This is a genomic window from Flexivirga caeni (assembly GCF_003724155.1).
In the GTDB taxonomy this organism is placed as follows: Bacteria; Actinomycetota; Actinomycetes; order Actinomycetales; family Dermatophilaceae; genus Flexivirga; species Flexivirga caeni.
Genome location: NZ_RJJQ01000004.1, coordinates 140,519 through 165,989 on the forward strand (window position 1 = coordinate 140,519; position 25,471 = coordinate 165,989).

At 68.7% G+C, this 25,471-nt stretch carries 25 protein-coding genes and 1 tRNA gene; 16 read left to right on the forward strand and 10 right to left on the reverse strand.

Translation table 11 applies throughout. The features are described from left to right. Window positions 1-88 precede the first annotated feature (88 nt). Both EFY87_RS06300 and EFY87_RS06305 read left to right on the forward strand, forming a co-directional pair. Complete coding sequence (locus EFY87_RS06300) at window positions 89-3,970, forward strand: AAA domain-containing protein (protein WP_123270617.1); 3,882 nt, start codon at window positions 89-91, stop codon at window positions 3,968-3,970. 150 nt (window positions 3,971-4,120) lie between these two features. Next, complete coding sequence (locus EFY87_RS06305; protein WP_123270618.1) at window positions 4,121-4,417, forward strand: hypothetical protein; 297 nt, start codon at window positions 4,121-4,123, stop codon at window positions 4,415-4,417. A gap of 120 nt (window positions 4,418-4,537) precedes the next feature. Here EFY87_RS06305 and EFY87_RS06310 read toward each other — a convergent pair whose 3' ends face one another. From EFY87_RS06310 to EFY87_RS06335, 6 genes are all read right to left on the reverse strand, one after another. Beyond that, window positions 4,538-4,888, reverse strand: coding sequence for an MscL family protein (locus EFY87_RS06310; RefSeq protein ID WP_123270619.1), 351 nt, complete (start codon window positions 4,886-4,888; stop codon window positions 4,538-4,540). Window positions 4,889-5,012: 124 nt separating this feature from the next. Next, the gene (locus EFY87_RS06315) at window positions 5,013-5,738 is read right to left on the reverse strand and encodes an SAF domain-containing protein (protein ID WP_123270620.1); all 726 of its coding nucleotides are present in this window, start codon (window positions 5,736-5,738) and stop codon (window positions 5,013-5,015) included. Beyond that, complete coding sequence (locus EFY87_RS06320; protein ID WP_123270621.1) at window positions 5,735-6,568, reverse strand: S-methyl-5'-thioadenosine phosphorylase; 834 nt, start codon at window positions 6,566-6,568, stop codon at window positions 5,735-5,737. Before EFY87_RS06320 ends, EFY87_RS06315 begins: the two co-directional genes overlap by 4 nt. A gap of 102 nt (window positions 6,569-6,670) precedes the next feature. Further along, window positions 6,671-7,012, reverse strand: coding sequence for an FmdB family zinc ribbon protein (locus EFY87_RS06325; RefSeq protein WP_123270622.1), 342 nt, complete (start codon window positions 7,010-7,012; stop codon window positions 6,671-6,673). A gap of 70 nt (window positions 7,013-7,082) precedes the next feature. After that, entirely contained in the window at window positions 7,083-8,621 is a 1,539-nt protein-coding gene (locus EFY87_RS06330; protein ID WP_123270623.1) for a potassium/proton antiporter, read from the reverse strand. Between the two features lie 53 nt (window positions 8,622-8,674). Beyond that, complete coding sequence (locus EFY87_RS06335) at window positions 8,675-9,250, reverse strand: 5-formyltetrahydrofolate cyclo-ligase (RefSeq protein WP_158607529.1); 576 nt, start codon at window positions 9,248-9,250, stop codon at window positions 8,675-8,677. A gap of 61 nt (window positions 9,251-9,311) precedes the next feature. Here EFY87_RS06335 and galU point away from each other — a divergent pair, with 61 nt between their 5' ends. The 7 genes from galU (at window position 9,312) to EFY87_RS06370 (ending at window position 14,523) form a co-directional block, all read left to right on the forward strand. Then, window positions 9,312-10,292: a UTP--glucose-1-phosphate uridylyltransferase GalU gene (gene galU, locus EFY87_RS06340; protein WP_123270625.1), complete on the forward strand. Its 981-nt coding sequence runs from the start codon at window positions 9,312-9,314 to the stop codon at window positions 10,290-10,292. Window positions 10,293-10,364: 72 nt separating this feature from the next. Next, window positions 10,365-11,579 (forward strand): molybdopterin molybdotransferase MoeA, encoded by a 1,215-nt coding sequence (locus EFY87_RS06345; RefSeq protein ID WP_158607530.1) that lies wholly within the window; start codon window positions 10,365-10,367, stop codon window positions 11,577-11,579. Beyond that, window positions 11,576-12,076: a cyclic pyranopterin monophosphate synthase MoaC gene (gene moaC / locus EFY87_RS06350; protein WP_123270627.1), complete on the forward strand. Its 501-nt coding sequence runs from the start codon at window positions 11,576-11,578 to the stop codon at window positions 12,074-12,076. Before EFY87_RS06345 ends, moaC begins: the two co-directional genes overlap by 4 nt. Next, window positions 12,073-12,558 (forward strand): MogA/MoaB family molybdenum cofactor biosynthesis protein, encoded by a 486-nt coding sequence (locus EFY87_RS06355; protein WP_123270628.1) that lies wholly within the window; start codon window positions 12,073-12,075, stop codon window positions 12,556-12,558. The genes moaC and EFY87_RS06355 overlap by 4 nt, the downstream gene beginning before the upstream one ends. Window positions 12,559-12,583: 25 nt before the next feature. Continuing rightward, the gene (locus EFY87_RS06360) at window positions 12,584-13,174 is read left to right on the forward strand and encodes a GNAT family N-acetyltransferase (RefSeq protein ID WP_123270629.1); all 591 of its coding nucleotides are present in this window, start codon (window positions 12,584-12,586) and stop codon (window positions 13,172-13,174) included. A gap of 176 nt (window positions 13,175-13,350) precedes the next feature. Continuing rightward, a complete protein-coding gene (locus EFY87_RS06365) occupies window positions 13,351-14,370 on the forward strand; it encodes a hypothetical protein (protein WP_123270630.1) in 1,020 nt (339 codons plus the stop codon). 80 nt (window positions 14,371-14,450) lie between these two features. Next, window positions 14,451-14,523, forward strand: a tRNA-Ala gene (locus EFY87_RS06370). Window positions 14,524-14,710: 187 nt separating this feature from the next. On the opposite strand, the gene EFY87_RS06375 is transcribed toward EFY87_RS06370, so the two are convergent. Beyond that, a complete protein-coding gene (locus EFY87_RS06375) occupies window positions 14,711-15,250 on the reverse strand; it encodes a hypothetical protein (protein ID WP_123270631.1) in 540 nt (179 codons plus the stop codon). After that, on the reverse strand, window positions 15,237-16,673 hold the full coding sequence (locus tag EFY87_RS06380; RefSeq protein WP_158607531.1) for a DHA2 family efflux MFS transporter permease subunit: 1,437 nt from the start codon (window positions 16,671-16,673) through the stop codon (window positions 15,237-15,239). Before EFY87_RS06380 ends, EFY87_RS06375 begins: the two co-directional genes overlap by 14 nt. A gap of 74 nt (window positions 16,674-16,747) precedes the next feature. Between EFY87_RS06380 and EFY87_RS06385 the strand changes: the two genes are divergently transcribed. Both EFY87_RS06385 and EFY87_RS06395 read left to right on the forward strand, forming a co-directional pair. Continuing rightward, on the forward strand, window positions 16,748-17,206 hold the full coding sequence (locus EFY87_RS06385; RefSeq protein ID WP_123270633.1) for a MarR family winged helix-turn-helix transcriptional regulator: 459 nt from the start codon (window positions 16,748-16,750) through the stop codon (window positions 17,204-17,206). A gap of 404 nt (window positions 17,207-17,610) precedes the next feature. Further along, window positions 17,611-18,051, forward strand: coding sequence for a transposase (locus tag EFY87_RS06395; protein WP_123270635.1), 441 nt, complete (start codon window positions 17,611-17,613; stop codon window positions 18,049-18,051). On the opposite strand, the gene EFY87_RS06400 is transcribed toward EFY87_RS06395, so the two are convergent. Both EFY87_RS06400 and EFY87_RS06405 read right to left on the reverse strand, forming a co-directional pair. Next, window positions 18,041-18,790: a nucleotidyltransferase domain-containing protein gene (locus EFY87_RS06400; protein WP_220093535.1), complete on the reverse strand. Its 750-nt coding sequence runs from the start codon at window positions 18,788-18,790 to the stop codon at window positions 18,041-18,043. The two genes, EFY87_RS06395 and EFY87_RS06400, sit on opposite strands and share 11 nt — an antisense overlap. Next, window positions 18,748-19,116 (reverse strand): DNA cytosine methyltransferase, encoded by a 369-nt coding sequence (locus EFY87_RS06405; RefSeq protein ID WP_342769103.1) that lies wholly within the window; start codon window positions 19,114-19,116, stop codon window positions 18,748-18,750. Before EFY87_RS06405 ends, EFY87_RS06400 begins: the two co-directional genes overlap by 43 nt. A gap of 232 nt (window positions 19,117-19,348) precedes the next feature. Between EFY87_RS06405 and EFY87_RS06410 the strand changes: the two genes are divergently transcribed. The 5 genes from EFY87_RS06410 (at window position 19,349) to EFY87_RS06430 (ending at window position 25,468) form a co-directional block, all read left to right on the forward strand. Then, on the forward strand, window positions 19,349-20,701 hold the full coding sequence (locus tag EFY87_RS06410; RefSeq protein WP_123270636.1) for an SLC13 family permease: 1,353 nt from the start codon (window positions 19,349-19,351) through the stop codon (window positions 20,699-20,701). 108 nt (window positions 20,702-20,809) lie between these two features. Next, the gene (locus EFY87_RS06415) at window positions 20,810-21,649 is read left to right on the forward strand and encodes a MerR family transcriptional regulator (protein ID WP_123270637.1); all 840 of its coding nucleotides are present in this window, start codon (window positions 20,810-20,812) and stop codon (window positions 21,647-21,649) included. After that, window positions 21,646-22,671, forward strand: coding sequence for an ABC transporter ATP-binding protein (locus EFY87_RS06420; RefSeq protein ID WP_123270638.1), 1,026 nt, complete (start codon window positions 21,646-21,648; stop codon window positions 22,669-22,671). Before EFY87_RS06415 ends, EFY87_RS06420 begins: the two co-directional genes overlap by 4 nt. A 5-nt stretch (window positions 22,672-22,676) precedes the next feature. Further along, window positions 22,677-24,293, forward strand: coding sequence for a hypothetical protein (locus tag EFY87_RS06425; protein WP_123270639.1), 1,617 nt, complete (start codon window positions 22,677-22,679; stop codon window positions 24,291-24,293). Window positions 24,294-24,442: 149 nt separating this feature from the next. Next, on the forward strand, window positions 24,443-25,468 hold the full coding sequence (locus tag EFY87_RS06430; protein ID WP_245988504.1) for a Dyp-type peroxidase: 1,026 nt from the start codon (window positions 24,443-24,445) through the stop codon (window positions 25,466-25,468). The last annotated feature ends 3 nt before the right edge of the window (window positions 25,469-25,471 follow it).

The following is a 25,471-nucleotide window of genomic DNA, read 5'->3' on the forward strand; positions in this document are numbered from 1 at the left end:
GACCAGCCCCGAACCCGGGAGTTGGCTCTTCTCGGGCGCCGTGGCGTGGCTCGCAGGGAGGCGCCCCGAGTCCGGTTAGCCTTGCTCAGTGAGTTCGCCCGCTGCGCAACCCGATTCGCCCGACCTCCCGGCAGGGACGGGCCGGGACGCGCTTGTTCGCGCCGCCGTGGCCGAATGGCAGCGGCATCTGGTCGACCTGGGCGGCCGCAACACACTGCTGTGGTTCCGCGATCTGCCCAGCGCCACGCTCGACCTGACCCGGGCGCACCCGGCCGGCATGGCCCAGCTCTTCTCGTCCGGGTCGGCGCCGCTGCGGCTGCTGCTGCGCGAGCCCGCAGCACTGGCCGAGGCCGAACGCCGCGCCCGAGCCCTCCGGGCGCGGACGCAGTCGTTGCAGGAGGAACGCGGCATACCGTCCAGCTACCTCGGCATCGGTATGGCGACCTGGGACCATCCCGGCGCACCGCGTCGGCCGGTCGCCCCGATCCTGCTGCGACCGCTGGAGATCCTCGGTGCGCCGAAGGCGCCGCAGGACTTGGTGCTGCGACTCGGCTCGGAGGTTGAGTTCAACTCGGTCTTCGCCAAGTACGTCGAGGTCGAGCACGGCATCGCACTGGACCGCACGGCGTTGGACGACTACCTCGCCGACCCATCGCGCGCCGACGTCGGAGCGACCCTGGATGCCGTCGAGCGGTCTTGCGCGGCCATCCCCAGCTTTAAGGTCGAACGCCGTTATGTCGCAGGCACTTTCAGCTATACCAAGCTGCCGATGGTGCGCGATCTCACCGATCAGCTGGCGGGGCTGTCGGCACACCCGGTGATTGCAGCGCTGGCCGGAGACCCGGTCGCTCGGGTCGAGGTCGCCGCGGATGCACCGCTACTCGTCGATCGCGACCCGGTCATGGAGCGGCTGGTGCTCGACGCGGATGCGTCGCAGCAGGACGTGGTGGAGGCGGTCCGAGCCGGCGCCCATCTGGTCGTGGAAGGGCCGCCCGGCACCGGCAAGAGTCAGACGATCGCCAACCTGATCGCCGCGATCGCCGCGGACGGGCGTCGGGTGCTGTTCGTCGCCGAGAAGCGTGCGGCGATCGATGCCGTCGTCAAGCGGCTCGACCAGGTCGGGCTGCGCGATCTGGTGCTGGACGCGCACGAGGACCGCGGCAGCCGGGGTGGGCTGGTCGGCGACCTGGTGACCACGATGGACGAACTTGCCGCGGCCGACGCGGTGAGCCAGGAGGAGCAGCCGGACCTGCTGCCCTTGCGTGATGCGCTGGCTGCGCACCGGATTGCGATGCACGTGCGGCGTGAACCCTGGGGTGTCAGTGTCGACGAGGCGCAGGCGCAGGTTGCCGCCTGCTATGCGACCAAGCCCGCACCACGATCGCACGCCGGCATCGATCCCGTTGACCTGGACGCGATTTCGGCGACCAGGCGTCTCGAGCTGCGCAGTCTGCTGGTCGACGTCGCCGAGCTTGGCGCCTGGCGCACCGACGACGAGCCGGACCCCTGGTATGGCGCGCGGGTCGTCGGCGTGCAGCAGGCCGCCCGCACTGAGGAACTGGTCGCCCGACTCGCTGGCGGTGGGCTGCGGCAGCACCGGGAGGCCCTCGCTGAGCTGTGCGACAAGGTCGGGCTACCCGCACCACGCACCATGCTGGACTCGGAGCAGCAACTTGAGCTGATGACCGAAGCTCACGGCACGCTGGAGACGTTCCGGCCCGAGGTGTTCTCGGCGCCGCTGGAGCAGCTCGCGGCCGCGACGGGCAGCAGCGACTACCGCAAGAGCCACCCCTCAGACCTCGGCGCACTCGACCGCCGCCGTCTGCGCAAGCAAGCGAAGTCGCTGTTGCGCCCCGGGCAGCCGCCGTCGGATCTGCACGGCGTGCTGGTGCTGGCGGCAGGTCAGCAGCAACGCTGGAAAGCGGTGGCAGGCAAGGGTTCCCGGCCGTCCGCGCCGATCGACATACCCCGGTATGTCGCTGATCACGAGCGGTTGCGCGAGGAACTGGAATGGCTCGCGGCTCGGTTGGATGGCACCGCAGACGGTAACGATCTGCTCGCCACCGATTTCGACCAGCTGCAGGACCGACTCGAACGCCTGGCCGGTGCGACGGAGCGGCTGGCTCTCGTTCCGACCGTGATCGGCGCGCTGGACCAGCTGCGGGCCAACGGTCTGGGGGAGTTGATCGACGATCTGGCGGCCCGTCGGGTCCCAGCGTCGCGTGTTGCCGCAGAGTTCGAATTCGTGTGGTGGAGAGCGGTGCTCGCCCGGATTGCGGATCTCGACCCGGCATACGGCGACGTGGACGGCGCAGTGCTGCGGGAGCAGGTGGCGGCATACCAGGACGCCGACCGGGCGCACCTGCGCGCAGGTGTTGCGATCGTGCGTTCGTCATGGGCTGACCAGGTCCGCCGCACGATGCGTGAACTCCCTGAACAGGAAACGCTGCTGCGCGAGCAGGCGCGGTCCGGCCAGCCGCAACCGCTGCGGCAGTTGCTGCCGCAGGCGCCCGAGTTGCTGACCGCGGTGAAGCCGTGCTGGGTGATGAGCCCGCTGCTCGTGGCGTCGGTGCTGCCGCCGGGGGTGTGGTTCGACGTCGTGGTCTTCGACGAGGCGTCGCAGATCCCGCCGGCTGAGGCGATCTCCGCGATCTCTCGTGGCGGACAGGTCGTGGTCTCCGGTGACCGCCGCCAGCTGCCTCCGACCAGCTTCTTCCGGGGCATCGAGGAATCGGCCGAGGTGAGTCCGGTCACCGCTGAATCGATCCTCGATGCCCTGACGCCTTTACTGCCCGGTCGCGAATTGACTTGGCACTACAGGGCTTTGGACGAACGTCTGATCGCATTCGCCAATGCGCACACGTATGGCGGGCGGCTGGTCACCTTCCCCGGTGTCGGGGACGACACGGTCGTGCGACTCGACGTCGTCACCGGTCAACCCGGCGCGACCGACCCGGCGGATGACGAGGTGGCACGCGTCGTCGAGGTCGTGCTCGACCAGGCGCGGCAGCGACCCGACGAGTCGATCGGCGTCATCGCGCTCGGCCAGCGCCACGCCGATCGCATCGAAGCGGCGATCCGGGCCGCGATAGCCGCGGACCCCGCGCTCGGTGCCCTGCTGGACGAGAACGCTCCCGAGCCGTTCTTCGTCAAGAATCTCGAGCGGGTCCAAGGTGACGAGCGCGATGCGATCGTGCTCTCGGTCGGCTATGGCCGGGCGCCGGACGGTTCGGCGCCGCACCGATTCGGGCCGATCAGCGCGGAGGGAGGCGAGCGGCGCCTCAACGTGGCGATCACGCGGGCACGACGACGGATGGTGCTGGTGTCCTCGTTCTCCGGCAGCGAGCTGCACCCCGGCCGGTTGCACTCACGAGGCGGGCTGTTGTTGCGTGACTTCCTGCTCTACGCCGCCTCCGGTGGTGCTGCACGCCGCGTGCAGCCGGACGACGCAGCGGCAACGGAGCCGGTCGCGCCGCCCGCTGCCGGCGTGGTGCGCGGACCCGACGGCCGCCGCAGGCGGGCCGCCTCGTCGGGCAGTGTCCTGGACCGCCCGATGCTGCCACCGACCCCCGAGGTCGAGATCCCTGCCCTGGTCCGCGACCTGGCTCGTCGGCTGCGTGCCGAAGGACTGGTCGTGCACCTGGGCTGGGGCACCTCGCGGCACCGGCTCGATGTGGCGATCGAGGACCCGCGACGGCCCGGTTCGCTGCTGGTCGCGGTGGAGACGGATGGCCCGGTCTACGGCTCGATCGAGTCGACACGAGACCGCGAGCGGCTGCGAGTCGAGCAGTTGCGCCGGCTGGGCTGGGCGCACGAGCGGGTCTGGACCCGTGATCTCTTCAGGGACCCGGGGCGGGAGGTGGTGCGCTTGACGGCTGCCGTGCACGCCGCATCGGCCGCGGTCGGCGATGACCGGCTGGAGACCGCGGCGACTCGCGCCGCGACCAATCCGTGGCTTGCTGGCGAGTGACGCAGATCCCGCCGAATGACGCAATTGCATATGCGTCACCCGGCGGGAACTGCGTCAGTCAGTGAGGCCCCACGAGGCGGAATCCGGGCCGTACATTCGTCCGCAGATGAGATAGCGTCGGAACCATGGCAAACCCATCGCTGGCCGGCGATGACTGACGAGACCGGTGACCCGGCAGAGCCGCAGCCGCGCCGACGGCGTCATCGGCGGGCACGTAGCGCCGCGACCACCGGGCATCCCGACGCGGGCCGGTGGACCTACGAGTCCGCTGAATCCGGGGGTTCGGCCGACTCTGACGGCCCAGCGGAACCCAGTCGGCCCGGCCGCGACGCGACCCAGGACAGCGACATCGGCGGTGCCGCCCGGCGCGTGGCCGGTAGCGACGAAGCGCCGGAGAGCGCGCAAGATCGCTGGTGGCATGAACAGCGCCCACCGCACTGGGAGTGACACGCATGCGAATGGGGGCGGACCCGCAGGTCCGCCCCCATTCGCATGCGTGATCGGGCACACGCGCCCACCGCGCGGCCGGGTCAGTGGCCCGGCCGCAGGGTTCTCAGCAGCAAGCCACTACCGCGCGCGCAGCTCGTCGCGGATCTCGGCGAGGATGTCGATCTCCTTGACCTCGGCCTCCTCTTCCTTGGCGAACCGCTCGCGGTAGGCCTCGTATGGCTTGACGACACCGAAGTAGATGACGGCGGCGACGATGACGAAGGTGATCACCGCGGTGATGAAGTCACCGACGTGGACGCCACCGGGCTGGTACGAGCTGAAGTTCGGCGTGCCGCCGAGCTTGCCGATCAGGTCCATGATCATCGCGGTGAAAGCTTTCACCACGGTGGAGAACGCGGCGCCGATGACGAAGGCAACAGCCAGCTGGACCAGGTTGCCCTGCATGAGGAATTTCTTGAAGCCTGCCATGAGTGTGATCCTTGACGAAGGAGGGTAGATGCTCGGTCGCAGGAACCCTACCGAACGTGCCGCCTGCAATGACTGCGAAACACCGGTGTGCAGTGCTGAAGTGTGGTACGGAGGCTGCTGCGGGTCAGTCTTGTGCCCGCAGCGCGAGTTGTATGCCGCCGCCCAGCCCTCCCGATCGTGCCGCGCCCGCCGACCCGATCGCCGCCGCCTGACGAGGGCTGACGGCCACCAGTGCGGATGGCGTCCCCTCGGCTGCGGCGTCACCTGCGACGCTGCGTGTGTGGGTGGCCACGGACGGCGCGAGCATCGACACAATCGTGACGCCGGCGGCGATGGTCGTGCCCTTGCCGGTGTCGATCAGATCGACCCGGTCGCCCGGTCGCAGCACACGCATCAGCGGGCCGTCACCGGACGTGACCCCCACGATGACCTGACCGGGCTGCTGGCCGGTCCAGCCGCGCACCGCCCGCACCCGCGTGCGGGTGAAGGGCTCACCCGCTGCGATCGGCGCCGTCAGCACCGTGCCCGCCACCGAGCTCGCGGGTAGCGCCGCCGGCACTCGATCGGCGGCGGTCCAGCGCACTTCACGCACGTCGCCCGTAGTCAGCCGGCTCCCGGCGGGCAGGTTGTGTGCGGCGACGGCGACCGGGTGGGTGGCGGGCCCGGTCGGTCGCAGCGCGCCGACCACGGCCAGCGCGGCGGCGCCAGCGAACAGTCCGGCGAGTACCCGCCGGGCGCGCGATCGTCGCCAGCGCGCCTCCCGCCCGTCTCCTTGCCAGGTGTGCGGCAGCAATCCCTGGAGCCGGCGCCGACCGGGACGTGCTGTGGGTCGCTCGCTGCGTGTGGTCATGACGGCAACTGGATCGGCAATTCCTGACCGTCCAGCGCACGGCGGCAGGCGCACGTAGCTGACTCGTCGTCCTGCGCTGCCGGCAGCCGGCCAATGGCGTCTCGCAGGGCATCCTTCAGCACGCCGATGTTGCGCTCGAAGACACGCATCACCTCCGCGTGGGTGACCGACTCGCCGCCTTCGATGCCGGCGTCGTTGTCGGTCACCAGGCAGGCGGTGCTGAAGCACATGGCGAGCTCGCGTGCGACGGAGGCTTCCGGCATACCCGTCATCCCGACGACCGACCAGCCGGCAGCCTGATGCCACTGCGACTCGGCGCGCGAGGAGAAGCGGGGGCCGCCGACGACGACGAGGGTGCCGCCATCCACCGTGCGCTCGAACCGGCCGCTCGCGGCTGTCAGCAACGCGTCCCGGCCGCGCGGGCAGTAGGGGTCGGCGAACGACACATGCACGACCGGCCCGACCTCGTCGTAGACCGTGTGCGCCCTGCCGGACGTGCGGTCCACCACCTGGTCGGGCACGACCAGGGTGCCCGGTCCGTGCTCGGCGCGCAGCGAGCCGACCGCGCACGGCGCTAGCACCTGCCGCACGCCGACCGAGCGCAGCGCCCACAGATTGGCGCGGTAGTTGACCAGATGCGGCGGATAGCGGTGCCCCTGGCCGTGCCGGGCCAGGAAAGCGACACGTCGACCGTCGACGGCACCGATCACGATGTCGTCGCTCGGCGCGCCGAAGGGTGTCTCGACCGTGACGCGTTCGGGGGAGTCGAAGAACGAGTAGAACCCGGACCCGCCGATGACGCCGACGTCGGCCCGTTGCGCTGATGCCATGCAGCCGAGGCTAGTCAGCCGGTCAGGTCCGATGCTCCGCAGGGAGGCATCCGGTGGACGAGCACCGTCGATCCGCAGGGCTGTGGACGGCAACCGCCGGAATCAGGCGGCGGAGCCCTTGCCGGTCTTCGTGTCAGCCGGGGTGCTGGCGGCGGGCGTGCTGCTGGATGAGGACGAGGTGGAGTCGGCCGGCTTGGTGTCGGTCGACTTCTTGTCGCCGCTGGACGACTCGCTGCTCGCTGCGGCCGATGCCTTCTTCGTGCCCGCGTCGCGCGAGTCGGTCTTGTAGAACCCGGATCCCTTGAAGACGACCCCGACAGCGCCGAACTGCTTGCGTAACTGGCCACCGCACTCGGGGCACACGGTCAGGGCATCATCGGAGAAGGACTGCTGGACATCGAACGAGTGCCCGCAGTCCTTGCACGCGTAGGCATAGGTCGGCACGGCGGACAGTGTACGGCGCACCGGTGGTGCCTCCGACAGCGATGCCGGTGGAGCCCCGATCCGCGGGTCGCTACTCGTCCGGTTCGGGCCGCAACGGGGTGGACCAGCCCGCCATACGGCCGTCGCGGGAGACCGAGCGGACCCGGCGCACCGCCAGGTCCCGAGCTCGAGCCGTGGTCACCAGCAGCAGCTGGTCCCCTCGTCGTATGACGGTGCGTGGTCCGGGGACGAACCCGCGCTCGCCGCGCACGATCAGGGTCACGTTGGCGCCCTCTGGCAGTCTCAGCTCCTGGATCTCGACCCCGGCCAGCCGGGAGGTCGCCCCGACGGTCAACTGCAGAACGTCCGCGTGCAGCTCCTCCAGGGGGGTGGCTTCCACGTCGAGGTCGACGACCTGCGCTGCCTCGGCGATGCCCAGCGTCCGGGCGATCCACGGCATCGGCATCACCTGGACGAGGGTGAAGACGAGCACCAGCACGAAGACGAGGTCGAAGATCCACTCGGTGTTCGGCGTGCCGACGGTGAGCGGCACCGTCGCGAGCACGACCGGGACGGCACCGCGCAGGCCGGCCCAGGACAGGAAGGCTTGCTCGCGCCACGGGAAGCGGAACCAGGTGAGGCTGGCGAAAACCGACAACGGGCGGGCGATCAGCAGCAGCACCAGGCCGACGACGACGGCCGGGACGATCTGGGAGCCGAGGCGGCTCGGTGAGGCGAGCAGGCCGAGCAGCACGAACAGCCCGATCTGCGCGAGCCAGCCGACCGACTGGACGAAACCGTGGACCGCCTGGCGATGCGGCAGGTTGCTGTTGCCCAGCACGAGCGCCGCCAGGTAGACGGCGATGAAGCCGCTGGTGTGCACCAGGCTTGCGGCGGCATACGCCAGGATCGTCGCCGCCAGGATGCCGAGCGAGAACAGACCCGAGGACCCCGGCACGGTGCGCCTGCTGAGCCAGGCGAAGAGGAATCCGAGCGCCAGGCCGATGATCGCGCCACCGACGAGTTCGCCGGCCGCCTCGAGTGCGACGACCCACCAGGCGTGCGCCGTCCGGCCGGGGGTTGCGGCGTCGGCGAGCGCGACGACCAGCAGCACGACCGGCGCGTCGTTGAACCCGGACTCTGCCTCCAGCACCCCGGTCAGCCGGCGCGGCAGGCTGATCCGCTTCAGCACCGAGAAGACTGCTGCGGCGTCGGTCGAGGTCACGATCGCGCCGAGCAGCAGCGCGATGGTCCAGGACTTGCCGAGGAAGAGCACGACGAACAGGCCCACCACGAACACGGACACCAGCACGCCGAGCGTCGCCAGCAGCGCCGCCGGCGCCACGGACCGGCGGATGCTCGACCACCGGGTCGAGATGCCGCCCTCGGCGAGGATCAGGGCGAGCGCCGAATAGCCCAGCACCTGGGTGAGTTCGGGGTTTTCGAAGCCGATGCCGAACCCGGCCTCACCCATGATCAGGCCGATGCCGAGGTAGAGGACGAGGGTCGGCATGCCCGAACGGTTCGCGAACCGGACAGCGGCGACCGAGACGAGCAACACGAGCGCGCCGATGAACAGCACGATCGCCAGGTCGTGGGTGGTGAAGGAAGCGACGGCGGAGGCGGCCACAGGGGTCTCCTTCGCGAGACGGGGCAGGATCGGGAGTTGGTGTGCTCAGTATTTCAAATGCCGCGGCCGACCGGTGTCACCCCTGTGGAGGGGTTGAGCACTGCACTCACCGGCAGGTCATGCGAATCCGCAGGCACAGCGGCGACCAGTTCGTCGTCGAAGAGCATCGTCACGACGGGTGTCCGCTCCGGCACGCGCAGCAGCGCGCGGTCGTAGCTACCGCCGCCTTGGCCCAATCGCAGCCCGGAGCCGCGCGCGACCGCCAGACCGGGCGTCAGCACCAGGTCCGCGGTCGCGATGGCGGCCACGCCGAGATCCCGGCCGGTCGCCGGATCCTGCCAGGACAGGTCGTTGTCGGGTAGCAGGATCGGCACCAGGAGCTGAACATCGAGTGAAATCAACGCATCTCGGATCTGGCTGGTCGGGGGTTCGGTGGGGAGAGCGTCATACAGGGCGACGATCTTCGGCCGCAGCGATCGCTCCCGGAGCCACCTGGCGAGGCCGCGGGCGAGGTTTTCGCCGTATGCCGCCCAGCCGGCGTCGCCGGCGTGAGCACGTCGGCGGCGACGCGCGTCACGCACCACGCGCCGCGCGGTGGGCTTGTCGGGCGGCAGGACGAGGCTCGGCATACAGCTGATTCTCTCCGGTTTGCGTGCGCGGACCCAGTCGCCGTGCCCTACTCTGACCGCCATGACGTCTCAGGGGCAGCCCACGGTGCGCAAGGCGGTTATTCCGGCGGCGGGGCTTGGTACCCGGTTTCTGCCGTCGACGAAGGCGATCCCGAAGGAAATGCTGCCGGTGGTGGACAAGCCGGCGATTCAGTATGTCGTGGAGGAGGCCGAGCGGGCCGGGCTGCACGACATCCTGATGGTGACCGGGCGGAACAAGGCGGCGCTGGAGGACCACTTCGACCGGCACTGGGAACTGGAGCAGGCGCTGGAACGCAAGGGCGACCAGTTGCGGCTGCAGCGGGTGCGCAAGTCGGCCAACCTCGGCAACGTGCATTTCATCCGCCAGGGCGAGCCGCTCGGTCTGGGGCACGCGGTGTTGTGTGCGCGCACGCACGTGGGTGACAGTCCGTTCGCGGTGTTGCTGGGTGATGACCTGATCGACGAACGTGATTGTTTGCTGGAGCGGATGATCCGGGCGCAGCAGACGTATGGCGGGTCGGTCGTGGCGTTGATGGAGGTCCCGGAGGACCAGATCCACCTGTACGGGTGCGCCGCGGTCTCGCCGGTGCCTGGTGCCGGTGACACCGCGGATGGGGACGTGGTGCGGGTCGACACGCTGGTGGAGAAGCCGGCTGTCGGGGATGCGCCGAGCAACCTGGCGATCATCGGGCGGTATGTCCTGGCGCCGCAGATCTTCGACGTGCTGGACCACACCGCACCGGGCCGGGGCGGGGAGATCCAGCTCACCGACGCGTTGCGTGAGATGGCGCAGGACCCGCACCGGGACGGTGGCGGTGTCACCGGGGTCGTCTTCCACGGCCGCCGCTACGACACCGGCGACCGCCTCGACTACCTCAAAGCCATGGTCCGGCTGGCTGTGCGGCACCGCGACTTCGGCGCCGAGTTCCGCGGCTGGCTGATGGACTGGGTCGACTCCGACGAGGGGCGTGGCAAACGCCCCCATGCCGAAGACGACGAGGGTGAACACCTCGGGCACTGAGGCTGCTTCGGCATCGCTACCTGGCGGTCGCCGGACATGCGCGTCGCACGCGCCGGTGGATACGCTTGCCGGGTGCTGACTTTCGACGAATACCAGCAGCGGGTGCTCGCTTCCGCGCGGCCGCTGCCCGCCGAGCGGCGGCCCGTCGCCGAAGTGGCGAACCTGCTCGGTCTGGTGACTGCTGAGCCGGTGCACAGTTCGGTGTCGTTGCCCGGCTTCACGAACTCGGCGATGGACGGGTATGCCGTGTGGTCCGCTGACCTGCGCGGCGCCACGCCGGACACGCCCGTCGTGCTGCCGGTCGCCGGCGACATACCCGCGGGTGACACACGGTCGCTGGAACTGGCACCGGGGTCCTGCTGGCGGATCATGACCGGCGCGCCACTGCCCACCGGCGCGGATGCCGTGGTGCAGGTGGAGCTGACCGACGGCGGGCTGGAGGAAGTGCGGCTGCGCGAGGCCGTCCCGGCCGGCACGGCGCTTCGTCATCGCGGTGAGGACGTGCAACCCGGCGACGAGGTGCTGCCCGCGGGCACGCGGTTGCAGCCGCGGCACGTGCCGGTGCTTCTCTCGTCCGGCGTCGGTGAGATCTCGGTGTTCCCGCGGCCGCGGGTGGCGATCGTCAGCACGGGCGACGAACTGGTGGCGCCCGGCGAGCCGGCCGGCCACGGACAGGTCGTCGACTCCAACGGCCCGATGCTCGGGGCGCTCGCGCGGGAGTGTGGCTTCGACGTCGCCGCTGTATGCCGCAGTGGCGACTCTCCGGAAGCACTGCTTGCCACCGTGCAGGAGCTGACCGGCGCCGCCGATCTCATCGTGACCAGCGGCGGCGTCAGCGCCGGAGCGTTCGAACCGGTGAAGCTCGCCTTCACCGGCAGCGACGACTTCGAGTTCGTGCAGGTGGCCATGCAGCCGGGGAAGCCGCAGGGCTTCGGAACCGTCTCGGGCACACCGGTTTTCGCTCTCCCGGGCAATCCGGTCAGCTCGCTCGTGTCGTTCCTGTTGCTGGTCGCGCCCGCGGCGCGAGTGCTCGCCGGACGTGACCCGGAGGTGCCGACGGTCGAGGCCGCTGTGGCCGAGCACTGGACCTCGCCGCCCGGTCGCCAGCAGTTCGCCCGGGTCGTCTTCGACGAGGACGGCCGGATGGTCCGGCCGATCGGCGGACAGGGCTCCCATGTGCTGGGCGGGCTTGCTGGCTCGCAGGCGCTCGCGATCGTCCCCGCCGGCACGACGGAGGTCGCGGTCGGCGAGACGCTTCGCGTCATACCCCTGGACGGGCTGGCATGAACTCACCCCACGATGTGACAGAGCCGCGACTCACCCACGTCCGCGCGGACGGCACGGCGCACATGGTCGACGTGAGCGGTAAGGCGGTGACCGCACGGGTCGCCGAAGCGCGGGGCCGGGTCCTGTTGTCCGCCAGGGCGATCGAGGCGTTGCGCGGAGGAACCGTGCCCAAGGGCGACGCGCTCGCCGTGGCCCGCATCGCCGGCATCCAGGCGGCCAAGCGCACTCCTGATCTCGTGCCCCTCGCGCACCCGGTGGCGGTGCACGCCGCGTCGGTCGACCTCACCGTGCAGGACGACGGAGTCGACATCGAGGCGACGGTGCGCACGGCCGACCGCACCGGCATCGAGATGGAGGCGCTCACTTGCGTCACCGTCGCCGCGCTCGCGCTCATCGACATGATCAAGTCGGTCGACAAGCACGGGCGGATCACCGACGTGCGCGTGACCGCGAAATCGGGCGGCCGGTCCGGCGACTGGCGGGAGGTTGGTCCATGAGCGAGCGACCAACGAACACTGCCTGGGTGATCACCTGCTCCAACCGCGCGTCCGCCGGGGTGTATGACGACAGGTCCGGCAAAATCCTCGAATCCGCCTTGCAGGACTGGGGATTCACCGTCACCCGCACGGTCGTGCCGGACGGTCCACCAGTGGGTGCGGCGCTGCGCGAAGCGGTGAGCGCCGGCGCGCGGGTCGTGCTCACGACGGGTGGCACGGGCATCTCGCCGACCGACCGCACGCCGGAGGAGACGCGGGCCGTGCTGGACCGGGAGGTGCCGGGCATCCCCGAGGCACTGCGAGCGGAAGGGGCGGCGGGCGGCATACCGACGGCGTGCCTGTCGCGTGGCATCGCCGGGGCCGCCGGCAAGGCGCTGATCGTCAACCTGCCGGGTTCGACCGGCGGAGTTCGTGACGCGCTGCCGCTGTTGCGGGAGGTCCTGCCGCACGCGATCGCCCAGCTGGACGGCGGCGACCATTAGCTCCCGGTGGTGGCCCGCTACGACAGTGGGGGAGTGGAATGGCTCGCGAATCCTGTTGCGCGGCCTGCGAGCTCGCGCTGACAAGCGGGAGTTCCTCGAGCTTCGGGCGGCGAACGCCGGCTGGACCCGGCCGTGGGACTCCACCGCGCCGGGCTCGGAGGTCGCCGCGTCGATGAGTTTCGCGCAGATGGTGCACTTCCAGGACGGCGAGGCCCGGGACGGCCGGCTGCTCCCCTTCGCCGTCGAGGTGGACGGGGTGCTGGCCGGTCAGATGCACCTCTTCGGCATCTCCCGGGGCGCGCTGCTCTCCGCATCGGCCGGCTACTGGATCGCCGAACGCTATGCCGGCCGGGCCATTACGCCGTTCGCGCTCGCGCTGCTGATCGACCACGCGTTCGGGCCGGTCGGGCTGCACCGGGTCGAGGTCAATATCCGCCCGGACAACGCCCGGAGTCTGCGCGTCGTCGCCAAACTCGGGTTGCGGGAGGAGGGTCTGCGCCGCCGCTACCTGCACATCAACGGCGCCTGGCATGACCATGTGACCTTCGCAGTCACCACCGAGGAGTTGCCGACCGAGACGATGGTCGAGCGATTCCGGCGCCGCGTCACCGGCTGACGGCCGGTGACCGCCGCACACCGGCGTGAATGTCGCGGCGGGCGTCAAACCGTATGCCGCACAAGCGATCTCACCGAATGCGGCGACGCGTGGCACGCTGCGGGTTGCTGTGCAAGCAAGCGACACACCGCGGACGTTCACGGATTGCAACGGTTTTGGCTCTAACGTCTTGTCCCGTGCAGCAGTCGAGCAGCCTGATCTTCCTGGCCATCGTGATCATCTGGGCCGCCTACCTCCTGCAGCACTGGGTGCGCCGGCGGGAAGCGCTCGCCACGGCGCGCTCGGTCGACGAATTCAGCGATGCCATGCGGGTGCTCGAACGCCGCGAGCATCCCACCGGGGTCGGCGTCCTGGAGCAGGTCGCCGACCCGTCCAGTGGGCAACCCGCAGAGCCGGCTCGCACCCGCGTGCCGCGCCCGTCACTGCGAGCAGGGACCGTCATGACCGGAGAACCTCAGCCCCCCGTCACCGACCACGAGCCAGAGTCGCGACCCGAGGGCCGCGGCGGCCTGGAGCGTGTCGGGCGCACCCTCGTGACAGCGGGGTCGCCGAAACTGCGTGCTATCGCGCTCATCCTCAGCGTCGCATTGCTGCTGATCACCGTGGTGTGCGCACCCTTCGGCGCGCTGCCGTGGTGGTCTCCCGTGCTGATGCTGATCGCGTCCGGTGGTGCCTTCTTCTGGTGCCGGGCGTCGGCCCTGGCAGCCGCGGCAGCCCGTGGCTCTCGCGGTGTGCCGGTGACCCGGAACGCGCCGATGAAGGCAGGCCGCCCGCGCCGTGCGGCTGTGCGGTTGCCGCGCCGTTCGGCCACCGTCGTACCGGCGCAAGCACCCGCGCAGGACGTGGTGCCGCTCGCCAAGGCAACCATGCCGGCCCCGGTCGTCGAGGCACCCGCGCCGCCGCAGCCGCGTCAGGAGCAGGTCTTCGACATCAGCGCCGGTGACGCCCCGGCCGTTGCCGCACCGGCTGCCCCGCAGATGCCGGCAGCGCAGTCGGCCGATGGGTGGCGTCCGGTGGCGGTGCCGCCCCCGACATACACGATGAAGGAACGCGCGCCCGAGCGTCCGCAACCGGCGCCCGCAGCGACCACGGACCCCAAGTCGTACGAGCACGTGGCCAACGAGGACCTGCCCTTCGACGGGCTGGCGCTCGACCAGGATCTGGACGATCTGCCCTCGGTCTTCCGCGCCGGCTGAGCGGCAACGCGCGAGCTGCAGCGCCGGGCGGGGCCGATTTAGCCGATCGCTCTCGCGGTGTTAAAGTTGTTCTCGCTTCTGGGGCATTGGCGCAGTTGGTAGCGCGTCTCGTTCGCAATGAGAAGGTCAGGGGTTCGAATCCCCTATGCTCCACTCCACGCACAAGGCTCGAACCCTTGCCCGACGAATAGTTGGCGAGGGTTCGAGCCTTGTGCGCGTCAGCGGCCTAGGGGAGGGCGTTGGCTGGAGGCCTTCCGATCTTGCCGACACTAAAATTATGCTGCTTGGAAGGAGCACCATCGGCGCGACGCCGGGACACTGACCTCTATGGCTATGCATGTCAGTGGTGTATGCGCAGCCGCCAGACCCGGATATGGGATTTGGTCAGCCATTGCCGGGCGGCGATCACATGCATCTTCATGAACGTGATGGAGATCAGTATTGCCGCGACTGGGATCTCGATGAGTGTTGCCAGGAGGAGTGCACTGGGCCGGTTGTGACCGTTGGAGGTCGTGATGTCGAACCACGCGTCGCAGAGCATGAGTACGCCGGTGGCGAAGCTGGTGAGCATCACCGCCATCCGGTGCAGCAGGCCGAGGATTGCGGTGAGTGCCATGAGCATGACCAGGATGCAGTCGAAGCCCAGCCAGGTCAGTTGCCAGTCGGGTGCCGTGTACTGGCCGGGCAGGGTGAGTCTCAGGTAGACCATCCAGGGCAGCATGACGATGCAACCGCCGATCATCATGGTCAGCCGCAGCCGAAGCACCCAGGTCATGCGCTGAACGTTGATGAGCTTGTCGGTGGGCTGCATCAAGCGCTGAATCAGTTCGCGGCGCTCATTCTCGGTCATCGCGGCAATCTCGGCGTCACTGAGCGTCATGGGTCTTGCTGCGGCGTCGCGCTTCTTCGAGGGTGAGCCAACCGGCCAGGCCGAGGGCGATGATGCTGGCGGCAGTGAGCCAGGTGAAGGTGGTGTGGAAGGAGGCGACGTTAGGGGCGCCGCTGCGTTCGAGCATGATGACCAACAGTGCGGTGCCGAGGGACCCGCCGACGCGCTGGATGATGTTGGCTTGCGAGGTTGCGTCCGGGAGCCGGTCACGTGGGACGGTTTTGTAGGCGACGGCAAGTGCGGGCATCGCGGCGAGGCCGAGGCCGAATCCGGTCATGGCTTGGAGGGCGAGCACGAGCGGGAACACCGTGTCGGCGGGCAGGAACACCATCGGCGCGACGCCGGCGATGCTGAGTGCAAGGCCGACGATGGAGATGGGGCCTCCGCCGGTGCGGTCGGTCAGGGCGCCGCCGAGTGGCATCGAGATGGCGGTGCCGCCGCCGACGGCGAACATCAGCAGGCCGGTGTCGATCACGCCCTGCCCGCGCAGGATCTGCCAGTACAGCGGCAGCAGGATCAGGGTGCCGAGCAGGGCGGCTCCGGTGAAGAACACTGAGGAGATCGCGGCGGTGTAGATGCGGTTGGTGAACAGTCGCAGGTCCAGCAGCGGGTGGTCGGCGGTGAGGCTGCGCCCGATGAACAGTCCGAGTGCGACGAGGCCACCGGTGAGGGTGCCGAGCGCGACCGGGTCGGTGAGGCCGCCGGCGCGGCTGATGACGGTGATCCCGTAGAGGACCAGGGGCAGGCCGGAGGCGATCAGGGCGAAGCCGAGGATGTCGAACGGCCGTCCGTGTTGTGGTGTGCCCCGGGGGACCAGGCGCAGTCCGAGTGTGATGGCGAGCGCGCCGACGGGCAGGTTGACCAGGAACAGCCAGTGCCAGGACAGGTCGCCGATCAGCAGTCCGCCGAGGGCGGGTCCGGCGGCGGGGCCGAGGACGGAGACGATCTTGGTCATGTTCAGCACCCGGCCCATCCGTTCGGGTCCGGCGGCCTGGCCGATGATGGTCTGCCCGGCGGGAAGCAGCAATGCCCCGGTGCATCCCTGTACCGCACGCAGTCCGATCAGTACCGGCAGGTTCGGCGCGATGGCGCACAGTCCGGAGGCGATCACGAAGGCGGTCAGGGCGAGCAACCACAACCGGCCTGCGCCGACGCGACGGCTGACCCAGGCGGTGAGCGGCACTGCGGCGGCGAACGCGATGATGTACCCGCTGCTCAGCCACTGGGTCTGGGTCAACGGAGCGTGGAAGGAGCGGGCAATGCTCTTTACCCCGACGTTGATCAGGGATGACGCGAGCGTGGACATGAACGAGCCGATCACGACCACGAACGCCAGGCGCCATACCTCCCACGGCACCGGTTCAAGCTCGGCGCGGGTCCCCGCGTGGGGTTGGGATCGCGAGGCAGTGGTCACCGGTGTCTCCTGAACAAAAACCGTGGGAGATCCCATGATAGGTGAGCTGACGGATATTCGGTAGACTGACCCCCATGACTTCCAAGCCGACCAACCAGAAGGCGGAAGTGTCGAGTGCTCTGCTGGATGTGCCCGCCTTTGCGCTGAGCCGTCTCGGCCGGCTTGCGCACGCCACGGTTCACGACGCCTTCGCCGGCGGCGGGCTCTCTTCGCGGACCTACTTCGTGCTGCGCTGCTTGCACGAGGACGGGCAGATGTCCCAGCGTGAACTCGCCGACCGCGTGTCGATGGACCGCAGCGACCTGGTCAAACTCCTCGACCAGCTCGAAAATGTCGGCCACCTGCGCCGGGGCCCCGATCCGCGCGACCGGCGACGCCATCTACTGTCCATCACCCCTCGCGGCGTGACCATCGTCGAACAGGGCCGACGGCTCTTGGACCAAGCCAACGAAGAGGTCTTCGCCAGCCTCAACCCGAACGAACGGGCCACGTTGCACCACCTCGTCCGCCGAGCCCTCCATGCCCTGGCGTGATTGTCGCGACGCTTTTGAAAAGGTTGCTCGACTGGCGATCTGTGAGAAGTAGCACGGACCGCAGCACGGGTCTGGACGTGATCCAAGAGCAAGCAGGGACAGAGCTTTCGCTGCTTGCCGTGGGAGAACGCCATTGCCGAGAGCGGTGAGCTGTTGAGCATGTGTCAGACCCATTAGTGCGGATGTGTTGCCGGCCGCGGTGGCACCTGCATGACTTCGACCCGGATGTTGCCGTGACGATCCCAGCGCGCAAGCTCCACCGTCCGAAGTGAAATGCCACGGTCGTCGCGTTCCTGCGCGAGTGCGAGGGTGGTGTCGCGGTCGCCATATGCCTGAACCCGATCGAACGGATCAGGGACCTCGGTGACTGTGGTGGGCGTCTCGAACGCGGGCTGGAGGAACGTGTGAAGGTCGAAGCACCGCAACTACTGGAACTGCCGGGGTACGGACCGATGCCGGCAGCGCGCATCGTCGCCGAGACACGTGATCCGGTCCGGTTCAAGTCGACGGCCGCGTTCGCGATGCTCGCCGGCTGCGCCTTGATCCCGGCGTCCTCGGGCAACAGCCAGCGGGTCAGGCTGAACCGAGGCGGCAACCGCCGAATGAACGCCGCGATCCACCGGATCGTCATCACTCAGAAGCGCTTGTATCCGCCCGCGCAGGATTACCTCGCAACGAGGGGTGCGCTGGGGAACTCCGAACGCCGAGGCCATTCGCGCGTTGAAGAGACATATCGCCAGGCGCGTGTTCACTCTGCTCCGTTCGGCGGAAACCGCCATAGTCGCCCCGCTTCCCGCCGTTGGTGCGGTCGCTACGTGACGCCGTCAGAAAGCGTCAAACACTAACGCGAGCCAGCGCGTTCAACGGCGCGGTCAGGTCTGCAGCGAGTCTCGGGTCGTGGAGGGCCACTTCGTCGGCAAGCGCCGTGACGAGAGCTGTGTGCGAGCGCACCAGCGCTGGTTCTGCTACGGACGCGGCACGCGCCTGCTGCAAGACGGTCAGCACGGAGGCGGGCAGACGATCGGCCTCGCGACCATGGTGTGGATTCAGGCCGTGCCGCACACATGCGAGAACGAGGAGCTGATCGCGAAGGTGGTCAAGCATCATGGTCGCCTGCCACACGTGTCTGCGGGCAATCGCCGAACGCGAGTGCAGGGCGTAGAGCCATGCCATTCCGATCTCGTGCGACGCCTCCGGATTCCGGGGTTCGGTTGAGGGCTGAGGGGTCCCGAAGAGCAGTGCGAATCCCGATTCGGTGGCTCGGAACTCGTCTTCGGGCCAGAACGACACATCGACCTGCAGTGAACTCGCGAGAAGGAAGACGCGATAGAGCACGCCGCCAGCGATGACATCCAAGTGGTGAGCCGCACCGTGCTGGTCGTAGAACTGTGCTGTCCACCGGCTCGCCACTTTCGCAGGGTCAGCATCACGACGGACTTGCAGCACCAGATCGATGTCGGACCAGGCATCCTCGCGTCGAGTCGCCGCCGAGCCCACGAGTGCTGCGCCCACGACCTCGTCGTCTGCGTGGGCTGCCTCGATTAGCTCCTTGCGCAACTCCTCGCGCTCGGGTGGTGTAAACATGCCGACAATTCTATTGAGACCCGACGGGTCAGGATCACGCCGCTCGGCTCGACATTGAGACAGGGGAACCCGCCACAGAGCACATCGACCGGGGGTGCGTCGTTCCGGTTGATGCCGGTGATGTCACCGAGGTTGGGGGCGACGGGCCAGTGGTGGGCGAAGACGCGGGCGACGGGTTCGTGGATCTCAGAGAACCAGATCGTGGAGGCCGTCGAACACTTCCTCGACGGCCAGATCGAGTCCGCTGTAGGCCGAGAACAGCGACCCGACCAGGAGGCGCTGATACCGCGCCGCACGGTACGAACGGTCATGATGATTCCCCTCATTTCCCTCTGAATGCACTGGGACTCCCCAGCCTCCCGGGTGGCATGCTGGCACGGCCGCGGGGTCGGTCAACCGTTTGCGAGGGCGCAGTTCGCTGCGGCCTTGACGTCATGCTCAGGCAGTTCCCAGCGAACTCCTATATCCATCGAGTCGACAGTTGGCCGATCGGCCCGTATGGCGGGCGGCGCGCCACCCCGACGTCGATGGAGGTAGAAGCGTGAGACCGGAACGTCGGTGGGCCTGCTGCGTCGGACCGAGGGCGGTGTCGTGCACAGCCTGCTGATCGCGATCGCGATCATCGCCTCGATCGGGATCAGCTATCGGACGAAGATCAACACGGGCCTGCTGGCCATCGTGTTCGCTTATCTCATCGGCGTTTTCGTCCTCGGCATGAAGCCTGCCGCGGTGACGGCGCTCTGGCCGGTGCCGATCTTCTTCACCATTCTCGCCGTGACGCTGTTCTTCTCGGTCGCGATCGAGAACGGCACGCTGGAGAAGATCTCGCAACGGATGCTCTACCGCTCACGCGGCCTCGGCTGGGGCCTGGCCGTCGTCTTCTTCGTGACCGCCATCGTGATGGCCGGGCTCGGGGCCGGGTTCTATGCCGTCATGGTGTTTCTGGCGCCGGCCGCGCTGGTCATCTGCGCGCAGGTGAAGATCGAGCCGCTGCTCGCCGGGCTCGGCGTGATCGTCGGTGCGCAGGTCGGGTCGAACCTGATGACCAGCCTCAACGGCATCATCTATCGCGGGCTGTTCGAGAAGCTGGGCTACTCGCAGTCGAGATCCTTCGGCATCTCGTTCGCGATCTTCATTGCCTACCTGGTGCTGACCGCCCTGGTCGTCGTCGGGCTGACGCTCTACTACCGCAGGAAGGCGATCAGCCGCGGTGAGGAGACGCGCCGCGGCCAGATGGAGGTCACGGAGCCGGAGCCGTTCGACTTCAAGCAGCGAGTGACGATCGTGCTCATCGGCGTCTTCCTGCTGCTGGCGCTCGTGCCGTCGATCCTGCACGTGCTCTTCGGCAAGGTCGACCTCTTCGGCACCTGGGCGAGCAACATCGACCCGCCGTTGCTCAGCGTCGTGCTGGCCGTGGTGGCTATGCTGCTCGGCGCCGCGGACAGCCACCGCGTGATCGCGCGGGTCCCGTGGAACATCCTCATCATGATCAGCGGGATGGGCATGCTCATCCAGGTTGCGGTGGCCGCCGGGACGATCCGGCAGATCGCGAACTGGCTTGGTGGGGGACACGTTCCGACATACCTCGTGCCCGTCGTTCTGGCGCTGGTCGCCGCCGTCATCACCGCCTTCAGCAGTTACATCGGGGTCACTGCGCCGGCGCTCTTCCCGATCGTGCCAACTCTCGCCGCCGTGACCCACCTCAACCCGACGCTGCTGTTCGTGTGCGCCACCATCGGCGGGCTGTCGATGGCGATCTCGCCATACTCCGAAGGCGGCGCGATGGTGATGGGCTTCTCGCCGGAGGGGCAGCAGGACGCCATGTACCGCAAGGAACTCACGGTCGGCCTTCCGGTCATGGGCGGTTCAGCTCTCGTCGCCAGCCTGATCCTGACGTTGGTGTTCCACTGACGGATGCGCGGGCAGCGCGCGCGCGATCGGTGCGCTGAGTTCCAGCAGTCGTCCGTCGCCTGCCCTCCTTCTTGACTGCGACGTCACGTCACAGTCGATGATCGACGCATGCGAGTCAAAGAACTGGCGGATCTGACCGGCACCACTGTGCGGACCATCCGCTACTACCACCAGATCGGCCTACTGCCGGTTCCGGAACAGCACGGCGGGGTTCGCGACTACGGTATGGCGCAGCTCGCGCGTCTGGTGCGGGTGCGGTGGCTGGTGGGTTCCGGCGTCCCGCTCGCGGCGGTGCGGACCATGCTCGAGGAGTCGGCGTCCGACCCGGACGAGCGGGACGCCATACAGACCGACTTGGCGCTCACCCTGTCCGGTGTCGACGATCGCATCGCCGAACTTGAGCGCCAGCGAAAGCAATTGATCAACCTGCTGCACACGACCGCCCAGGGCGGTCCGGTGTCGCCGATGCCGGGCGCGGTGCGAGCGATGTACGACCGATTGCTCGCACGGGTTGCTGACGAAGAGGTGGCAGACGTCATCCGAGCCGAGCGTCAGGTCGTCGAATTCGCCTGCTATCGCACCGAATTGCCGCCCCTGATCGTCGAGATCGCCGAGAACCTGACCGACGACCAGCTGGACCTGATCATCCCGCTCTTCGCGGAGTTTCGCGATCTCAACGAATCGATCGGCGCATTGTCGGTGGACGAACTGCATTGCCGAGTCGACGAAATGGCCGACCATGCAGCGGAATTCGTCGCCTCACTCGGATTCGAGCCTGATCAGGTCCTCGCACTCCTCCAAGAGGCGAGCCTGGGCTCCAAGGAGTATGTCGAATACGCCACCACGCAGCTGTTCGCCGAGCCGTTGCAAGAGCGCTTCCAGGCGCGACTGACCTGGGGACTCAGGCGGCGGGGCGCGCTGCCCGGCCCGGACGGAGCCACCGCATGACCACGCTCCCGGCGGAGAATCCCCGTCAGCAGAACGCGATGGCCGCGCAGACACGCGATGTCGTTGACGTCGCCGGGCTCACCAAGAACTTCGGCCGGTTCCGGGCCATCGACGACCTCGACCTGCGGGTCGCCCGCGGCACAGTCCATGGCTTCCTCGGGCCGAACGGCGCCGGCAAGACCACCACGATCCGGGTGCTCCTCGGCCTCTACCGGCGTGATGCCGGACGGGTGCGGGTCCTCGGGCACGACCCCGCGACGCACAGTTCGGTGATCGACCGTGACCTGTCGTATGTCGCCGGCGAGGTCGTGTTGTGGCCGTCGTTGACCGGGCGCCAGGCGCTCGACGTGCTCGCCGGTCTGCGGCGCTCCGCCGGCGGCGAGTACGACGACGACCGCGAGCGGGCCCTCATCGAGGCGTTCTCGCTCGATCCCAGCAAGCGGATCCGCAAGTACTCCAAGGGGAACCGGCAGAAGGTCATGCTTGTGGCGGCGTTCGCGGCGCGCACGGAGCTGTTGATCCTGGACGAGCCGACCTCGGGTCTGGACCCACTGATGGAGCGCACGTTCGGCGACTGTGTCCGGCAGGCTGTCGCCGACGGCCGCACTGTGCTGTTGTCGAGTCACATCCTCGGCGAGGTCGAGCGGCTGTGCGACGCGGTCACGATCATCAAGGACGGCCGACTGGTCGAGACCGGCCAGCTCGCGCAGATGCGGCACCTCGCGGCATCGGCGATCAGTGCCGTGGTGTCGGTGGACTCCGCTGATCGTGTTGCCACCGAGCTCGGCGCCGCGCTGGGAGACAACGCGTCAGTTTCACGAAATCCAATGCAAGGCAACGCTGTCCGCTTCGACGCGAGTGTGCCGCAGGAGCTGGTGGACCGGGTGCTGCAGCTGCTGCTTGCTGCGCATCCGACGGATGTGCGGTGCACGCCGGCCAGCCTGGAGGATCTCTTCCTGCAGCATTACCGGATCGGCGCTGCGGACGCCCGGCCGGCCGACACGCAAAGCGGCGGACGATGAGAGTCATGTCGTCGCGACCACGGCCGGCCGGGCGGCGCATCGGGCCGGCTCGTGTCGCGCTGCGTACCCACCGGCGGCAGATCCTCGCGTGGACGCTGCCGCTGCTCGGCCTACTGGTGATCGTCGGACCGTCATACGCCTCGACATACCCGCAACTGAACCAGCGCACGCACCTCATCGACAGCCTGAGCGGCAACGTGGCGACCCGGCTGCTCTACGGGCCCCTGCCGCGACCGGGCACCATCGGGCAGTTGCTCACGTGGGAGATGGGCACCTATCTGGTGATCGTGTCGTCGGTGTTCACCCTGCTGCTCGGGGTGCGCTTTGGTCGTGGCGCCGAAGAGTCCGGGGCCGCCGAACTCTTGCAGGCGTGCGGGCACTCGGCGGCCGCCCGACTGCGTGGCGCGCTCGCGGCCGTGACAGTGGTCGCTGTGGGCTTGGGGGTTGGCGTCGCGGCCGTGCTTCTTGCCGAGTCCGGCCTTGTCGAGGAACTCACGGTCCGGGGTGCGTTGTCGCTCGGTCTGGTGACCACATGCACAGGGTTGTTCTTCGGACTTGCCGGGCTGCTCGCCGGCGCGCTGGCTGACAGCACTGGCTTGGCAAGGGTGCTCGGATTTGTCGTGCTGGCAATATCTTTCGTGCTCCGCGCGGTGGCGAATGTGCACGGGGTCGTGGCCCTGCGGTGGGTGAGTCCGCTCGGCTGGATCGACGTCGTGTCGCCATACACACGGAACCGGTGGTGGACCGGCGCGGTGTTCCTGGCCGCGTGTGTGTCCGTCGGAGGGCTGGTATGGCTGGCCGGCCAGGGGCGGGAATACGGGTCCGCTGTGCTGCACGAGAGGGCCGTCAGCGATGACCGGCTGCGGGTGCGTTCGGTGGTGGCACTCACCTGGCACCTCGAGCGCGGTCGGTGGCTCGCCTGGACAGTGGGCGTCGTGGCGATCGGGGCGTTCTTCGGTGGGATGAGCGGCAATCTGGTCACGTTGCTCGAGGGTGACTCCAATACGGCGAGGCTGATGCGCGAGATGACCGGCGAACACCGGCTGGATGCCGCGTTCTTCTCCTTCGCCGGCGTACTGATCGGGTTGCTGGTCGGCTGTTATGCGGTGCTGACTGTGCTCGCGAGCGGCACCGAGGAAGGCGACGGCCTGCTGGAGGACCTACTGGCCTGCGGGGTTCGGCGGCGTGAGTCGCTGTCAGCGCGTGCAGTGCTCGCCGCCCTGGGGTCGCTCACCATGCTGCTCGCAGCCGGCGCGGTGTGTTCCCTGGTCACCCTGTCGCAACTGCACGGCGGCGCAGCCGGTCGCGGCTTCAGCTACGTCGCTGGCCAGTGGCCGGCGGTGCTCGCGCTCACCGGGCTCGGCGTCCTGTGCGTCGGCGCGCGCCGCAGCCTCGGGGTCCTCGCGTGGGTGCCCGTCGCCGGTTCGGCCGTGCTGGTCCTGATGGGGTCGGTGCTCCACGCGCCGCGCTGGCTGCAGGCCAGTGCGGTGTTCGCGCACGTCCCCGATTACGCCGACGGCAGCGTCCCGAGCACAGGCGTCGTCGCTTTGCTGGGGTGCGGTGTCGTATGTCTGCTGATAGGCGTCGTATGGCGCGGCCGGCGTGACCTGATGCCGGAGTAGCCGCGGCTATCCGCCACTCGCAGAGCGGATTTCGGGCGCCGAGGTGTCGTTGCTGGCGGCTGCGCTGTTTCCGGGCGCCCGGTGGCCACGGGACGCGGCCGGTTGTGCCAGACTCGAATCGCGCGTTCCCCGACGTCGAAGGAGGGCTCGTGGCGGACACAGTGCACCCGCAGGCGATCCTGCAGCCACCCGCGCGTGCGGCGATGTTCCTCGTGCTCACCGTGCGTGAGGGCGCTGAGCAGGATGCGCTCGGCCTGCTCGCCGATCTGCCGGGTCTGATCCGCTCGGTGCGTTTCCGCCGGCCGGAGGACAACCTCACCTGCATCGCCGGCATCGGCGCCCGGGCCTGGGACCGGATGTATGACGTGCCGCGGCCCCCGGGCTTGCACGTGCTCCCCGAGATCGTCGGCGACCGGCACACAGCCGTGTCCACCCCCGGCGATCTGCTCTTCCACCTGCGTGCGGACCGGGTGGACCTGTGTTTCGAACTCGCCCGCCAGCTGATGCTTCGGCTGTCCGGGGTGGCGGACGTCGTCGACGAGGTGCTCGGTTTCCGCTACTTCGACAACCGGGATCTGCTCGGCTTTGTCGACGGCACCGAGAATCCGGAGGGAACCCCAGCCGCCGCAGCGGTTTTCGTGGCTGAGGAGGACTCGGCATACGGCGGCAGCAGCTACGTGATCGTGCAGAAATATCTGCACGACCTGGCCACCTGGAACGCCATCTCGGTGCGCGAGCAGGAGCTCGTGATCGGGCGCAGCAAGGTGGACGACATCGAGTTGCCGGACGCGGACAAGCCGAGCAACTCGCACGTCGAGCTCAATACGATCGTCGACGACGACGGCACCGAGCACGACATCGTCCGCGACAACATGGCATTCGGCGAGATCGGCAGCGAGGAGTTCGGCACCTACTTCATCGGCTACGCCGCCGACCCGAGCGTGACCGAACAGATGCTGCGCAATATGTTCGTCGGCAAGCCGCCGGGCAACCATGACCGGATCCTCGACTTCTCCACCGCGGTCACCGGCAGCCTCTTCTTCGTGCCGACGACCGACTTCCTGGAGTCCGGTCCGCCCGAGGCTCAACCCGAGGTCGCACCCGCCCCATCAACCACCGAGCAGCCGGCCGGATCGTTGCAGATCGGCAGTCTGCGCGAGCAGAACGAGAGGTAGACC